Genomic DNA, 16155 nt, shown 5'->3' with positions numbered 1-16155 from the left:
CAGGCACACCGGCCGCCAGGTATTTTTTTACGCTTACGAGGACCTCGGACGGCGCCGGATTTACAGAGGCCGCGTCATGGCAGAAATACTGCAGCGCCTCATAGTTGTCAGCAATGGCATAGACAAAGGCGTTTGGCTCCCGGTCAAAGTCCGGGACTTGGTCGGTATAGGGCCAGTATTTTTCCGGCGGTACGCCGCATAAGGCCAGCGCGCCCATGGTATCGCGGATGTAGGAGCCGCAGTCGCCGGTTACCCCCTGCAGGTTGCGGGCATTTTTGTAGATAAAGAGCCGCGAGGCGGTAAAATGCCGGCCAAAGGCCCGGTTCTGAAAGTACTCGATAATGGCGGCCGCCGCATGGGCGGTACAGGCGCCCAGCTGGCCCTGATCCGGCACAGGCGTGCTGCACCACTGGCGCAGATCGATCTTTTCCGGCAGCGGCGCAGTATCACCGATCCCCAGCTGTTTAATGGCTTCCTTCAGGCTGGGATGACTTTCGGTGTAATCGCGCAGATCAGGCAGCGGCGGCCGCCAGCCGGTGCCCACCGTGCGCTTGTCGGGTAAAACCACTTGCATTTTCATGTGATAAATACCTCCTTTCTTGGGAGCGGAAATACGCTCAGTTACAATCACCCGGTTCAAAGCACGTTATGACACATTGTGTCAGAACGCAACTAGGATAGGTGTAAAAAACCTGTTCTCTTTAAAATTTTTTATTGTATGCTCACAACCGGCGAATAAAAAAAAGTGTTAGCTTGTGCCAATTTCCTGGACGCCGGCAGAAGCCTTAGTTATTCTTATGTCCCCAGAATTTATTATAATTCCGGTAGACTAAAAAGAGCCTCCTGTGATAAACACAAGGAGGCTTCCGCTTGAATTTACAAAGAGACTGTCGGAAAACACGCATCAAATCCCCTCCCCATACCTCGCAGGTCAACGGTGATTGTCATACAGGCAGTTCTCCTGGCTCTGGATCATCACTCGGCCAAACCTTCCCAGGGTTTCCCCCAGTGGTATCTCATGGCTCTGTTTCCCATTACAGTGGCGGGACCGCGTCGGCCTTGAACCGAACTTCCCTATTAAGCCCCGAAGGGCACCTGTACCAAAATATTTAATTTTCCTTTATTTGTCATTATCGTAGCACAAATACTCCCGCTTGTCACACTTTTTTGCTCGTCTTATTTTGACATTTTTCACCTAGAAACATCGACCGTCACAGGCTGACACAACTAGAAGACCAACCAAACGCCGTGGTTGACCAGGCCAGGCACGCCTGCCCACAGACAGATAAATTATCGGTCAGCTAAGCTCTTTGGCATAATACAAACGGGCAATTTTTTGTATGTAGTCTATGAACTGTTCACATAGCCAGGGATCAAGCTGCGATCCGGCCAGACGCCCGATTTCTGTCAACGCCTGCTCTCCGTCCAGGTTATCTGAGTGGTTCTGACGGTTGGTAAGTTCATCAAATACATCACATACAGCGATCATTCTGCTTAAAAAAGGGATTACCGCTTCTTTCAGACCTTGCGGATAACCGGTCCCGTCATACCGTTCGTGATGATACAGCACAAACGGACTTAACTCCGCCAGCCCAAAGGCCCTGAGGATAATTTTGCCATACATCGGATGAAGCTCAACCACTTTTCGCTCCTGTTCTGACAATGTCCCCGCTTTATTTAGCAGCACAGTGGGCAGGCAGTATTTGCCGATATCATGCACCAATCCACAGACAAAAGCCTTATTCCTTTCCCGGGTAGAAAAATTCATGCAGGCTGCCCACTCGAACATATGCATAGCCACACTGTGACTATGCCTGAGCGTAGCGGAATGATGCCTGCCCAAAAGCGGCAGCATGCAATCAATACCTTGCATAATGATACCTCCGTTTCTAGAGACTTTGGCAACCTAACTCGTCTCGTGAAGGCCAGACAGAGCTGAAAAGACTCCCACTCTCAGGCGCAGGCAAAAGAGGGTTTCCGTTGCGGAAACCCCCGGGGAATATGTCATAGAAATTACTTATTGAAGGTTAGAACTCTTTGTCCATTAATTGTTTTCAGGCCTTTGTACTGCTCGGCAGCCTTACGGGCTTGCTGCGCCAGAACAGACTGCGAAGCAAAGGATTTGGCAACGCCGGAGCTGAGGCTGGCCTTGAGAGTCGCAGTCTGGTCCGGAGCAAGAATGACGGCCGAGTTCAGGTTGCCGCCGGCATACCCCAGTTGGCTGGCAGTAAAGGATTTGGCAGCTACATCGCTAGTGCCGGCGGGCAGGCCGTTGTAAATGTCGATCTGATTGCCTTTGACAAACCAGAGCCGGTTGCTGTCGGCATAGATGCCCCAAAGATAACCGCCTGAGTTCACATTGCTTACTTTGGTCCAGGCAGCAGGTGTAGTCAGGTTGGCTACGCTGGTACGGTACACGCCGCCGACCATATTGCTGAAATAGGTATCGTAATTGCCCAGGAAAACATAGGCGGTATTGTCATCCACGATGGTAATATCGCGGAAATCGCCGGTCATGGCAGGAGTCTTGGCAACGGTAGTCTTGGTAAAGGTAGCCAGGTCAATGATGTCCAGGCGGGTGTCGGCGTTGGAGCTGCCGGGGTTCTGCGCGCCGCCCAGGGCGCAGACATAGAGTTTATTCTTGTAATGGTCGAGGGTGAAGGCGTTTTTGCCGACAGTTAAATGGTTGATATAAGTTAACTCCCCATTTGATGGGTTGATATAAAATTTTGCAACAATGCTATCGGAATACACAGAATAACCGCCGCTCGAATTGACGGTAAACAATGCATACAGATAATCACCAACAACGGTTAAGCCCTCACCATGGCATTCTGCCCCACTTGGCAGGGAGATACTAGACCAGGCTGTCGGAAACTGATAGCTGGCTGTTTGCGTATAGCCACTATTCATATTGACCACTGAGATTTTTGCAAAATCATAATCAGTGGCATATAAGAAATTCCCTTTGGTGGCTACCGCGTGCAAGTTGGCTACAGCACTCCAACTTGGCGATGCCAGCGGCGTCCATGAAGAAGCAAACGGATCAATGATCTTATTTGGCAGCGCCGTCGGCGTATAATTGTACTGGCGCAGCACCAGGCGGCTTTCATTACCCTGGAAGAAGTTGAATAGCGCCGGGTCGCTGTTTAAACCGGTAACTTTATTATTAACCGCGGTAAAGGTAATCGGATTTCCGTCCCGTTCGCCATTAATGGCGCCGGCCGAACCTTCTGAATAACCGGAATTGACAACCGTATAGCCGAATAAATTTTCCGGAGCTGCCAGTACGGCCGAGCTGCCAAGAACAGACAACGTCAGGGCCGTTACGATAACTCGTTTGAGAACACCGAATTTCATTCTCATTACTCATTCCCTCTTTTCTCTCGATTTTGTGCGCCTAAAAATCTGGAGTACCCCATTTTATTGCCACCCACCATCTCCTTTCAGCCAGGACTGGTCTTGCCTGTCTCTCATGCGGGGCATCACCTCCTTTACAAAAATAGAGTGCATTTAGTATTTGTACTGCAGTGTTACATAATAGGTACGGCCCTGCAGGGGATATTCGATGAGTTTGTTTTGTTTCTCTCCCGGTACATAGGTTCCACTGGTAAACGTCATTTCCGGCCCTTTGTCAAAGAGGTCGTTGACACCGGCGATAATTTGGCAGTCTTTATTGATTTTGTACTTAGCCCCCAGGCCGACGGTAGTCAGAGAGCTTTGAACCTTTGTCGGATTGTCCTGCCAGCAGTACATTTCATCAATATATTTCAGTTCCCCGAAAATCGCCAGCCGATTATCAGGGCGGTAGGTCAGACGCATTGAGCCCTCCCATTCCGGGGCGTAGAGCTGCGGCATCTTATAGTAAACGTTGCCAGTACCGGTGGGTGAATCGTTTTTGGCCCACTGTTTGGTATGCATATAAGTGCCTGCCAGATTCATATCCCATTTGTCCCAGCTGAAATTACCCTGTAGTTCCACTCCGTTAGCCTTTCCCTTGCGGGCATTGGAATAAGACCAATAATTATAGCCGAAGCGGTAAAGCTGGAGCATGTTTTTAGAGTCGCGACCAAAATAGGTCACTTGCACCTTAGAGGAATCGGCGCCCAGAAGCCTGCCGTCCCAGATGGCTGACAAGTCCCACTGCTTCCCTTCCTCTGGTACCGGAAATATACTTTGATTGGCGTACTGGGGTCCGTTATTCTTATTAGGACGGGGTAAAATGCCGGCACCGTCACCGGCAATTTCATACAGGTTGAGCAGCCGGTAGTAGGTACCATAGGTGGAACGCAACGTCAGATGTTCATCCATCTTCTTTTTTAGCGCCAACTGCCAGGTCACCTTATCATTAACCTGTGAATCCTCCTGATCGACCCATCTATTTAAGTCGGATTTTCCCAGCGCCCTCCCCATGACTTTGGAATAATTGTAGCGGATACTGGGAGTCAGCCAGAGATCAGCCGCCTGGTTGAGGGTTATAGTATCCTGCAATTGGAGATTGAACAGGGTATGTTCATAATATGTCCGAAATCGCTCGCGGTTGGTAAGGCTGGGTTCATAATCATATTTGTCCATCCGGCTGCCGTCTACATCCATTTTCTCTTTGGACCAGTTAGCCAGAAACTCAAACATATGGTTATCACCGGCCTTATAGGTGCCGTCAATGGCCCCGCCAAGCCGCCGAGAGTCGTAGGCACTCCATTTGCCGAGCACCCTTTCCACTCCGCCATTTGCCGCATGATCTGGATTACGGTAACGCTTGTCCTGGTCCAGATAGTTGACCTGCCAGCCCCATTCCAGATTGCCGGATGTATCCCGCCGGCCTACCAGCAAATCCTTGGTAGTTAGTTCCTGCCGTTTCCGCTCAAACCAGCCCGGCATGTCAATGCATGAGTAGCTAGGATCCGAAATATCCCCGGTGAGATACATGGCTGTTGGCAACCCCCGGTCAATTTTCTTCCAGCTGCCCTTGACCAACCAGTGGTCATCCTGCCATTTAATTATGGCATCAGTATTTTTGTAGTCGTTATTCTTGCGCCAGCGGGTGGAGTCCTCAGAAAGCTGGGATATTTGTTTGGCCAAACCCGCTGTCTGCTCATTGAAATTAGTATTAATATGATCTAGCGCTGACTTTGCTTGCTGATTATATACTTCTTCAGTCCAGCCAAATATTATCAGGGTAGCTTCCTTACTGCCAAAGGGAAATCTTTTCCAGAAATTTTCTATTGCTGTGGTTAGCATATCATTATACACAGCAGGAGTATTAAATGCCTTATTCAATTCGTCTGCGGTAGAAAAACCAGTGTTAATGCTCAACGAACTTAGTGATTGGTTTGCAAGATTAATCTGATTAGCCATTTCCGCCTGCAATCCCGGCATCCATTTCGCATAGGCCGCGTCCGAGCCAGGATTCTTATAACGGAAATCCCCGTCGCTCTCGTCACGGTTGATGCCAATCATCAGGCTGCCTTTACCCAGCGGCTGACTGATCTCCAACCCGGCAGTGGTGCCGCCCCAGGAGCTTTTGCCGATTCGGGCCGAGATATTGGCCTTGTCCGGCTTTTTGGTGATGATGTTGATAACCCCGCCCATATAGGTGCCGCCGAACCGAGCTGGGATATAGCCGCGGTACACCTCAATCCGCTCGACATTGTTAATGGGTATGGTGGAAATATCGACAGCCGCATCGCCGCCAAGGTTAGAGAGTACCCCATCCACGAATACCCCTACCTGGGCAGCCGTGCTGCCCCGAACACTGACGGTGGTATACTGGCCCTTGCCGGATACATAACGGACATGAACGCCTGGAACGTCTTTGAGCATTTCGGGCAATGTCTTCTGCTCGCCCTTGTAATCATCAGGCCGGATAATGGTCACCGTGCCCGGCGACAGCTTGGATTCCCAGTCTGGGCGCTTGGCTTCGACGGTTATGGCCTCCAGAGTATAGTCTGGCGCTGCGCCGGTGTCGGTTGCCGCAGTGTCCGTTGTTGACGGTTCGCTCTCGGCTGCCGCCGCATAAGTTATACCGCCATAAGCGGGGGACAGACTGAAGGTCAGTGTACAGGCGATGCTTAGTGCCAGAGCTTTTTTCTTCACTCTCCGTTGTCTCACTTCGTGATCTCTCCTCTTTCTTAAAACTTCACCAATGCATGAAATGTAATAAGTGCCCTCCTTTTCCTGGATGTCTCGCCAACCTTCGCCCTGTCGCTCGCAAGGTCTTTCGAAGATTGTCCTACAGGCAGTTCTCCTGACTCCAGTTCATCGCCGCTCCTGCCTTCCCGGAATGCTTTCCAGTGGCCTATCAGGACCGGCTCCGTGTTACAGTGGCGGGACCGCGCCGGTTTTTCACCGGTCTTCTCTATTAAACCCTTTGATAGGGAACCTGTATTTAAAACTGTCTTACAAAGCAAAAATAGATTTCTCATAGAGCCACCCCATTGCGAACCTGTGGTAGCTAGATGAGAAATCCATGAAACAAAGCTTGTCGCGGCAGATACCGCCCTGCGCCTGTAAACACAGACTGCCCAAATAATCCCCTACCCATCGCTCGCAGGTCACCGGTGATTGTTGTACAGGCAGTTCTCCTGGCTCTGAATCATGGCTTCCCTTACCTTCCCAAGACATATTTCTCAGTGGCATACCTAGGGTTGCTCCTCATTACAGTGGCGGGACCGCGCCAGCCTTACACCGGTCTTCCCTATTAAGCCCCATAGGGCACCTGTACCTGGCTATTAAATTGTCTAGCTTTTTCCTGGTCAATCTCTTGGCTTACCTTTCGCCTGATAAGGCTTGCTGAGGTAAATGCAGGTTTTTACCTTCCGGCCCTGAAAATATTGCACCAGTTCACCCGGCTGCGCCAGCCAGTTATACCGGCGATATTCCCAGACCCAGGGCACGGTTACCCGAATGGCGTTAATGCTGTCCAAATATCCCCAGCGGGCAAAAGCGCGGTTCAGGCCAATATCCTGGCGCCGTTCCCACAACTCGGCCAACGGCACTAATATGTAACCGCCGTGTACTCTCCCCGGTAGAACGCCGTTTTTGTTTTCTGCTGGCTGACTGTCTGTCAGGGCGGTCGGGTACATAGCAGCAGCCGGCAAGGCCTTCCGGCTGCGTCCGGCAGCGGTAAGCCGATGACTGCCAGCACGAACATTCAGCACCGGATGACTGCCCTCCCGGCGAACCCGCGAACCTCTCCAGGACTGCCAGCTGCCATCGCTGTAGGTGATCAGGTGCTCCAGCCGTCCGGCTCCATCCGGTGTTTTGCGGACGGCAGCCAGCACGCCGGTCAGATCATGCTCATGTCCGCCGCTGTGTCTGGGGTAATACTGGTAATAGCCGAGGAAATAATGGCTGTCGCTTTCCACGACCGAATAGTACATAGCCGGACGGGGTGGATAAAACAGCAGATTGTACCAGTTGTTATTGAGCCGCCAGTCGCGGTCATAATTTACAAGAGTAAAGGTATTCTCCGCCATGCGCAGGCCATCGACCTGACCATGCAGGCAGATAATCGGCGCCCAGCGCGCGGCTATGTCATCTACAGCGGCGGCATTCACCGGCATCGTCGTCCACACGAGGCATAGATACAAAAGGATCAAACAGCCTGCGCTTTTTCTCATGATCGGCTCCTTCTCCAATCACTCAGCCAAAAACTTTTACTTGCGGTTATAGAGCGTTATTTCATCGATCGCATAAACTTCCATATTCCAGGTACCGCCCCGGGGCGGTGACTGGACAAGAACTCCTTGTCCCACAAACGAGATCAGGTTGCCTGTGGCCAAAGCGGTTTCCAGCAGGCTTTGCAGCCTGGTTTCGGATGTCCTGACCACTATGCTTTTGCCGGGAGTGTCGCGAAGCTCCACCACTGCATAGCAGCTGTTGGAAAGTGCATAGCAATTTATCAGACTGACATGACCAAATAGCTGAACATTCGGCGGCATTAAAACCACGCCGGAAACCGGCGGCACAGCGGTGGCGGCGTAGCCGGCTGCCGGCAGGGAGGTGGTTAAAAGCAACACCAGCGTGACTGTCCGCAATAGTTTACTCATAATCCAGATAACCTCCTGAGTGTAAAATTACTCAATTATCTTAGGTGTCAGCATGATGACCAGTTCGGTCTCGGTAACCTGCTTGGATGTGGAGTGAAACAATCCCCCCACCAGCGGCAGTTGGCCTACAATGGGAACTTTGAAGGTGTCTTTGGTTTCCTGGCGCTGAATCAGGCCTCCCAGCACAATGGTTGATCCGCTTTTCACCCTAAGGGTGGCATCGGCCTGCCGGGTGCGAATATTCGGATTGCCGTTTTTGGTGGTATCGGTTTTGTTGCTCACTTCCGGCTGGATGCGGGTGGTAATGTAACCGTCTTTATTTACGGTCGGCGTTACCTCCAGTTTAATGCCAACATCCACATAGATTACCGAGATGATGGGAATGCTGCCGGTCGTAGGTTGCTGGCTCTCAACCGCCAGTTTATCGCCGATCAAAATTTTAGCCGCCACGCCATCTAAGGTGGCAATACGCGGACTTGCCAGCAGCCGGCCCTTTTTCTTCTCTATTAAGCGGTTAATAATCCCCTGCAGGTTAACGCCGTATTTGCCTGTTCCAATCCGGTATTGCAAATCATCGTAAAGAATGGGCGCAGGCAATTTGGTCGAAGCTCCCCAGTCAATACCAAGATTGGACAAATCATCACGATTTATCTCGACCACCTGCACTTCAAACATAACCTGCTTGGGCGGAGTATCAATCTGTTTCAGCAAATAGTTGACTTGTTCATACACTTCTGGACTGCTCATAATTACGAGGGTATTTCTCAGCGGATCGGTTTTTATCTGGTCCTCGGGCACAAGTGCGCTCAGCAAAGGCTTGGCCTGCTCAACTTTAAGATAATCTAGTTGCACAACTAGCGGTTTGAGTCCGGAAGTATCAGACTCAGGAACCGATACAGCCGTCCCGGCGGTGTCACTAGGAGCACCAGACGGCGGCGCAGCTGCCTCTTGCCCGGATGCCGGCACGAAAACAGCATCAGTCGGCGCAGCCAGCGAAAGCCAAGGCAATAGTACAATCAGCAAAATCACTATAAGGGAATAAAAACAGCGCTGGCGATAACCTGCCAAGATACTCACCGTCTTTCAGATCACTTGCTCTGCGTAAGTCATATCACCTGTTTCCGTTTCCCGAAATCTATCCCACTACTAAAAATGAAAGAAGCCGCCCGCGATGCAAATGACACATCCCTGGAGGCTTCTTGATTTATTCCGGCATAATGGCCTGAACAAATGCCGTACATCCAAATCCCCTCCCCATCGCTCGCAGGTATAACGGTGATTGTTGTACAGGCAGTTCTCCTGGCTCTGGATCATGGCTCCTCCGGGTCTTCCCGGAACGTATCGTTCCAGTGACATTTTTCCGGAATTGCTCCCCAATACAGTGGCGGGACCGCGCCGGTCTTTAACCGGACTTCTCTGTTAGGCCCTTGCGGGCACCTGTACCCCTGTATGCAATTGGCTGAAGCCATTTTTTCTAGTGAATTGGCTCACAATTTGTTTTGTTTTCAGAATATCCTAATCCTACCAAACGGTAAATGCCTCAAGTGAGGTATTTTCGGGGGAGTGGCACAATCACAACATACCTGCATTCCGGATATGCTGAAGTTTCGCAATGAGCTCCACCCTCGAACTCGTGCCTGTCTTGGCAAACAAATTGCGAATATGGGATTTAACGGTTTCCAAACCAATACACAGTATTTTGCTTATTTCTTTATTGGTCTTTCCCATTGCCATGATATGCACAATTTCCTGCTCCCGGGGAGTAAGTACAATGTTTGCTGACAATTCGTCATCCAGCAAGGAAATATAATCAAAAATGATAAAAAAGCAGGTTTTCTCCTCTTCGCCAATTCGCAGGCAGCTAAAACTCACCATAGCCGACAAATAATGCAGCGTACCGGTATGACTGATTAAAGGATTACCGGCATCCTTAGGCTCCACGCTAAAAAATTCACAAATTTTCGTAAGTTGTTGAAACAATTCCGGGTGTTCTGTAAAAATCTCTCTGGCGTTCTCATTCTGATACTTTGTTTTTAATTGCCAGTTTAAAATGCAGATTCCATGACCGGGTTGCTGCAGTTGCCGAAAAGCTCGTTGAGGTATCATTTATAACACCTTCTGCCTTTGATTTTTTCTTATGCTCATAAGCAAAGATCATAGCAAGTCAGTACAAATAAAAAAAGCTCTCCATGGAAAAGAGAGCTATTCTGTCAATAGAGCTAAACGTCTATTCACAGTTGCATAACCTCCTTCCCATCGTTCGTAGGTCAAGCGGCGATTGTCAGATAGGCAGTTCTCCTGGCTCCGGATCGTTGCTCCTCCACGCCTTCCCAAAGGCAAACTTCAGTGACATTATGTGGATTTGCTCCCCGTTACAGTGGCGGGACCGCGCCGGCTTTCAACCGGCTTCTCTTTTAAGCCTCTAGCGGCGCTGCAGATACATAGCATTTTGGCCAAATATCTATCGCCCCGCTTATCAGGCACCTATCCCAGCAGTATTCTTTTGTCGGTTCACAGCATTAATCTACAGGCAGCAGTATTATCTTCTAATGTAAGAGTAGGACATGCGGGGTGAGACGTAAATACCTCAAATGAGGTATTTTGGTAAAAAGCATTCACGGTTCGACACTGCTTAACCTCACACTGCCACAAGTTCCCGTCCCTTTTTATCCTCCTATTATCAGGGCATGCTTTGGACAAATTTTTCTTTTAGGACAACGCCGTTTTCATTCCACTTGAGGGCTGAGCCGGCGGGAAATTTTTGTTGCGTCCCGTCCTCGGCTGTCAGGGTAACCGCATCTTTGATCGTACCGGCGATAAGTTCGCCTGCTTCGTTAAAAGTGACCGTTTTCCCCTTGCTGAGTTTTATGAAACCGGCGGTATCAGCGCCTTTTATAAGCTTTTGCCAACCCACTGGGCGCAGGTAAGTATCCTCCGCCAAAGTTCCTGACATAACTGCGCCCGAGTCATAGAACCTGAGAACAGTATCTTCTTTAAAAGTCACATAACCATACTTGTCCTCTGTTAACCGCAAAGTAGCCTGATGAGCTATGGTTCCTGAGATAACATCACCCTGCTCACTAAAGGTTACCACGGTGCCGCCTTTATACAGCAAATGGCCGTATCCGGGAATCGTGACAGGATAGTTTCGGGCAAAATACGGCCGGAAGCCAAACCGGCCAAAATAAGGGCCGCTACCTGCATAGACGGTTGAAAAGTAATAATCATCAATGACCCGGTTCCAGCCGCGCGGCAGCAGCAGCGTATCCTTGTCCAGCGTTCCAGTGACGACTTCTTCCTGGTCATTCAATGTGACAACAGTATTTTTCTTGAAAGTGATAGGATCACCGGCAGTCCAGCCCTGCGGATGAAGCTTAGTATCCTTTGCCAGCAATCGAGTTGCTGCCCAGGCATCGGGCGCTGTCACCGCCAACGTTGTCCCCCATACAAGTATGCCTACCAATACGCGAACAACAAAGCCACCCATCATCCTAATCATCCTCCTTGCAATCTTTTCCTATAGTATAGCAAATTGCCGGCTGAATAACATCCGCAGGATGTGTCAGTTCTTTGCCATTTCAGTCAGTTTTTTCCTGAGAATCGCCAAAATCAAGCTTTGCCAGGCTTTCAGGCAGGACTCAATTTCCGTACCTGTAATAATTGGCGCTTCCAGATAGTATTTAGCCGCGGCTAAGGTCAGCAGTTCATTACCCGCCTGACGTACTTCCACACCCGACAACAATTCCCATTGCAGTTCATCGAGAAGGTGGACATAAGCGGCTGCATAGGTTACCAAATAATTATCTCCGTCCAGCTGGTGGAGCGCATCCATAAACTTCGGTTTCAGCATTGTTTTTTGGCTTTTTTTGATATAATCCTGCCATAAACTTTCTTCGGTAAGACCATAGCGTTTGAAGCGGCGCAGCATGCTGTGCTGTTGGCGCGGCGACAATCCGGTCTGTTTAAATAGCGCCTCTTTGACTGCCGGCAGGACGGTCCGGCCGATGAGTTCACCCAGTTTGGTGTGTTTGCCGGCACTCTCCAGGTACAGCGCCGCTTGCGGGTTGGCGATAACAATGGTCTGGTCGGTTCCCGAGCCGGTAGCCAGACCTGTCGAATAATTGCTGCCGGCCATAAGTTCCTCCAGCGCGGCCGTCTTAGCTTCGGTACAAGTTACCAGAGCACGGTTTAAAATTCCTGGCGGCAAGTCGGCGTCGATGACCAGGATAATATTGATGGTTCCAGGTTTTTCTACCATATTTTTGTCAATGGGCTGGAAATAATCTGCCGGGTCGCCGACCCGGCCGCCGTTAACCTCAACCCCACCGGTTACGATAGCCGTAACGGTCAGATTCTCATAGCATTGCGCATGTATGGCAACATTCTCCATGGACGCCGCTGTTTGCATCCCGGCCGTCGTCGCCGGCTCAAGCCCGATTTCCTCTGTAACAAGCCGCATATGTTCCTGATAGGTAGGTGCGCGCATGACGCAAGCCATCCCGGCGCCAGGGTTGCAGTCATTATTAAAAACTGCCGTCAGATCCTCCCGATAGCCGCCGTTTACAATAGCAGTGCTGGCTACCTTACGGGGCTGTTCAAACGGAATCACAATGCTTTTATTGTAACGATATACAGAATCACCAGTACTTAGCGTACATAATTTCAAGGCCTGCTCCCTCCCATGTAACCAACTGCTCATGTTTTTCATCCTCTTTTCCAAATCTGATCGAACTCCCCCTGCACAGTCACCGACCAAGCTGCAGGAAATGCCTGCCGGACTTCCTAAGCAGCCAGCCTATGTGGCCGGAGCATTTATCTTTGCTTAACTCATGTTCACACTTACTAGCGCGAATACATGAAACAGCGCTAGTAAGTGCAAACTGCAGCAGTGTAAAAGTATCATTAAGAAAAAACATCTCCTTGTTAAAAGGAGATGTCTACTATTACATCACCGACACATTTGCTACACGCGCCGCCTGTAATTGCACTTGTACTGAAATAAGCGTATATATCCCCCTACCTCATGGGTAAAAACGGCGACTGTAAATTAGGTAGTTCTCCTAACTTTGTTTCATAGCGCGTCCAAACCTTACCGAGACATTTTCTCCCAGTGGCATCACCTTTAACTGGCTCCCCCAGTAAAGTGGCGGATCGCTTCGGATTTTCATTAAGTCCGTAAGGCATCTAACTCATTGGTATTCAGTTATCCGGTATCTTAATGCTTTTTGGTTACCGGATTATGGATATCCTGAATGGCATCTTTTATATGCTGTACATAGATATCCTGAATGGCGGGGTTTTCCCCCAATCCATGGATATAGGTGTCCACTTTAAAGCCGGCAGCCATAAGCTGGCTCTTAAAGGAGTCTTCTTCATCACCGGCCATATCATTGTTGGCATGATCGCCGGCTACCAGCATAAACGGCATTAGGGTAACTTTTTTGACTTTGTCGGCTTTAAGCTTTTCGATAGTGCCTTCAAAGGTCGGATAACCTTCTACCGTGAAGACATAGGCATTTTTATAACCAGCGTCCTGCAGCTTGGCTTGCAGCACACCATAGGCAGCGGTTGCCGGATGCGGACCACCGTGACCCATTAGCATAACGGCTTCATTTTTCTTTAATTTAGGGAATTGAGCAGCTACCGCTTTAATAGCTGCCAGATAGTCATCGGGTTGGTCTTCTTGTCCCATGTAATAAAGCACTGGCCGGCCAATGGCGATTTTTTCGAAATCTTTAGCCGCCTTAGCATGTTGTACCACACCGGCAATCAGTTCATATTCCTCACCAGGCGTTATTTGCATAGGCTGAACAATTACCTCGGTGTAGCCTTCAGCTTTTAGGCGGTCAAGCGCCTGTTTTTCTGTGTCAATTTTTATGCCGTCCCGTTCAGCCAGTTTTTTGATGATAATCCGGGAGCTAAATGCCCGGCGCACTTCATAATCCGGGAACTCGGCCTTGATTTTATTTTCTGTAGCTTCGATGGTTGATTTCAGGGTTTCCGGATATGTAGTACCAAAACTTACAACCAAAATAGCTTTTTTGCCGGTATTAGCCGGAGCAGCGGCCGCCGGCGAGGGCAGCAGGCTAACACAACTGAATACCGCTAACATGAGGATGCCGGTAATGAGTGAATAAAGGCTTTTCATGTGAACAGACAACTCCTTTGTTTTATGATCCAGATATCCTGTTTGAAAGTTTGCTCAGCGGCTTATAGACAGTCCCGCTCAAAAAATAATCTACAGCAGAAAACATCCTCTAACTGCTCTGTACTGTACCATATACATTCCTAACGAAAACATTGGCAGCCGCTGCCTAAAACAAAAACTCCCAACCGTCTGCCGGGGGAGTTGTAACAGTACTGAATACAAAACTCCTGGCCAAAAAAACCAGGAGCGAATTAGTAAACGCGTTGTAAAAACGCTTACTGTAATCCCCTCCCCATACCTCGTGGGTAACAAACGGTGATTGTCAGATAGGCAGTTCTCCTGACTCCGGATCATAGCTCGCTTAAACCTTCCCAGGATAACCATCCCAGTGGTATATCTTAAGCTTGCTCCCCGATACAGTGGCGGGACCGCGCCGGCCTTACACCGGACTTCCCTATTAAGCCGCAAGGGCACCTATCTCCAGGATTCAGTTTTATGATATTACTATATGTTATCTGGGAACACTTGTCAATACCTAAAACATTTTCCAGAGTAGACGTCATAATCCTCCTTAGCTCCCCGCCTTTTACAGATAAGTGCAAAAAAAAAACAGGGTCAAATGACCCGTGCCTAACGGCATAAAAGTGAAAGGAGCGTTTAGAAAAATGGCAAAAATATTAAAACTCCCAACTATTATAGTTGAGAGGTTTAACCAGCATGCTAAATAAAAACTCCTGGCCAAAAACCAGGAGTGAATTAGTCAGACGCGCGCTAAAAAACGCTTACTGTAATCCCCTCCCCATACCTCGTGGGTAAAAAAACGGTGATTGTCAGATAGGCAGTTCTCCTGGCTTCGGATCATAGCTCGCTTAAACCTTCCCAGGATGTTGCATCCCAGTGGCATATCTTAAGCTTACTCCCCGTTACAGTGGCGGGACCGCGCCGGACTTCGACCGGACTTCCCTATTAAGCCCCGTAGGGCACCTACCTCAAATATTCTGTTTATCTTATTCAGTATATACTTCGTTCAAAATAATTGTCAAGGTATATATGCCCTTATCACTATAGCACTTTCCACGCTGGTCAAAGCATGTTGCTGCCTCTGGAGCCGTTCCAAAATGCGGCACATACCTTACACCCAATAAACGGTAGGTCAGAAATAGGCAGAATGTAGTTCAATAAATTCCTGAGATTTAACGCACAAAGTTGTTTTGTATATCTCTACTAATAACTGCATATAAATGCCGTATCTGACTTTCATGTCACCTTTATCTTCATGCGAAAGGAGCAGTGCCTATGGTAAGAATAGCGCTTTCCTTTTGGTTGTCGAAAGCCGCTCCAACAGCATGGATATTAACCTCTGTTGTCGTCCTTGGCACCGGCTTGCTGGTACTGCTTCAAATACAACTCAACAACTGGCAAGTAGGGTTCTATAATCACCTGCAACAACATAGCCTGTCCGGTTTCTAACAATCTTTAGTTCAATTTTCTATGATTTGTTTAATTCTTGTCGTAACCTCAGGCTGGCAAACCCATGTCAAAATGGTACTTCAACTCCGCTGGCGACAGTGGCTGACCGATAAATATATCACGCTATGGCTACATAATCAGACTTATTTTTATATGAATCGCCTTGCCAATGCAGTAGATAATCCTGACCAGCGTATCGAAGAGGATATTCAGCTTTTTGTTACCCATTCCCTCGAGCTAGCCGTAGGATTACTACGCCATCTAATAACCCTTATCGCATTTTCCACAGTCCTTTGGCAATTGTCAGGGGAACTCAAATTCTCTATCTTGACAATAGTAGTTGTAATTCCGGGATATTTAGTTTGGTCTGCTCTCCTGTATTCCGCTTTCGGAACCTGGGTAACCATGAAAATTGGCCGCCCGCTAATGCTGCAAAACAATATCCAGCAAAGTAATGAAGCCAATTTCCGCTATAACTTGATTAGG

At 49.1% G+C, this 16155-nt stretch carries 11 protein-coding genes, 2 pseudogenes and 7 riboswitches; of the genes and pseudogenes, 2 read left to right on the top strand and 11 right to left on the bottom strand.

The window, feature by feature from the left end:
* The 11 genes and pseudogenes from AC29Z1_RS03800 to AC29Z1_RS03750 form a co-directional block, all read right to left on the bottom strand.
* Positions 1-580, bottom strand: a pseudogene (locus AC29Z1_RS03800) (hypothetical protein); the annotation flags it as partial.
* A 354-nt stretch (positions 581-934) separates the two neighbouring features.
* A riboswitch (cobalamin riboswitch) is annotated at positions 935-1114 on the bottom strand.
* Positions 1115-1297: 183 nt separating this feature from the next.
* On the bottom strand, positions 1298-1873 hold the full coding sequence (locus AC29Z1_RS03795) for an HD-GYP domain-containing protein (protein WP_488270131.1): 576 nt from the start codon (positions 1871-1873) through the stop codon (positions 1298-1300).
* A gap of 140 nt (positions 1874-2013) precedes the next feature.
* Positions 2014-3366 carry a hypothetical protein gene (locus AC29Z1_RS03790; RefSeq protein WP_488270130.1) on the bottom strand — a complete coding sequence of 451 codons (1353 nt, stop codon included), beginning with the start codon at positions 3364-3366 and terminating at the stop codon, positions 2014-2016.
* A gap of 147 nt (positions 3367-3513) precedes the next feature.
* Positions 3514-6111, bottom strand: coding sequence for a TonB-dependent receptor (locus tag AC29Z1_RS03785; protein WP_488270129.1), 2598 nt, complete (start codon positions 6109-6111; stop codon positions 3514-3516).
* Between the two features lie 109 nt (positions 6112-6220).
* Positions 6221-6401: riboswitch (cobalamin riboswitch) on the bottom strand.
* Between the two features lie 156 nt (positions 6402-6557).
* Positions 6558-6737: riboswitch (cobalamin riboswitch) on the bottom strand.
* An 18-nt stretch (positions 6738-6755) separates the two neighbouring features.
* Positions 6756-7478 (bottom strand): hypothetical protein, encoded by a 723-nt coding sequence (locus tag AC29Z1_RS03780; RefSeq protein ID WP_488270128.1) that lies wholly within the window; start codon positions 7476-7478, stop codon positions 6756-6758.
* A 180-nt stretch (positions 7479-7658) separates the two neighbouring features.
* On the bottom strand, positions 7659-8051 hold the full coding sequence (locus tag AC29Z1_RS03775; protein ID WP_488270127.1) for a hypothetical protein: 393 nt from the start codon (positions 8049-8051) through the stop codon (positions 7659-7661).
* Between the two features lie 27 nt (positions 8052-8078).
* Positions 8079-9080: a type II secretion system protein GspD gene (locus AC29Z1_RS03770; protein ID WP_488270126.1), complete on the bottom strand. Its 1002-nt coding sequence runs from the start codon at positions 9078-9080 to the stop codon at positions 8079-8081.
* Positions 9081-9323: 243 nt separating this feature from the next.
* Positions 9324-9507, bottom strand: a riboswitch (cobalamin riboswitch).
* Between the two features lie 116 nt (positions 9508-9623).
* The gene (locus AC29Z1_RS03765) at positions 9624-10157 is read right to left on the bottom strand and encodes a response regulator transcription factor (RefSeq protein WP_488270125.1); all 534 of its coding nucleotides are present in this window, start codon (positions 10155-10157) and stop codon (positions 9624-9626) included.
* 165 nt (positions 10158-10322) lie between these two features.
* Positions 10323-10502: riboswitch (cobalamin riboswitch) on the bottom strand.
* Positions 10503-10731: 229 nt separating this feature from the next.
* The gene (locus tag AC29Z1_RS03760; protein WP_488270124.1) at positions 10732-11541 is read right to left on the bottom strand and encodes a hypothetical protein; all 810 of its coding nucleotides are present in this window, start codon (positions 11539-11541) and stop codon (positions 10732-10734) included.
* A 72-nt stretch (positions 11542-11613) separates the two neighbouring features.
* The gene (locus AC29Z1_RS03755; protein WP_488270123.1) at positions 11614-12717 is read right to left on the bottom strand and encodes an adenosylcobinamide amidohydrolase; all 1104 of its coding nucleotides are present in this window, start codon (positions 12715-12717) and stop codon (positions 11614-11616) included.
* A 549-nt stretch (positions 12718-13266) separates the two neighbouring features.
* Positions 13267-14199, bottom strand: a complete 933-nt coding sequence (locus AC29Z1_RS03750; RefSeq protein WP_488270122.1) for a sirohydrochlorin cobaltochelatase — start codon at positions 14197-14199, stop codon at positions 13267-13269.
* Between the two features lie 312 nt (positions 14200-14511).
* Positions 14512-14692: riboswitch (cobalamin riboswitch) on the bottom strand.
* A 327-nt stretch (positions 14693-15019) separates the two neighbouring features.
* A riboswitch (cobalamin riboswitch) is annotated at positions 15020-15202 on the bottom strand.
* Positions 15203-15495: 293 nt separating this feature from the next.
* Here AC29Z1_RS03750 and AC29Z1_RS03745 point away from each other — a divergent pair.
* Together AC29Z1_RS03745 and AC29Z1_RS03740 are read left to right on the top strand one after the other, a co-directional pair.
* A complete protein-coding gene (locus AC29Z1_RS03745; protein ID WP_488270121.1) occupies positions 15496-15669 on the top strand; it encodes a hypothetical protein in 174 nt (57 codons plus the stop codon).
* Positions 15670-15684: 15 nt separating this feature from the next.
* Positions 15685-16155, top strand: a pseudogene (locus tag AC29Z1_RS03740) (SbmA/BacA-like family transporter); the annotation flags it as partial.

The organism is Sporomusa sp., assembly GCF_057736855.1.
This window is presented reverse-complemented; position numbering and strand designations above follow the sequence as displayed.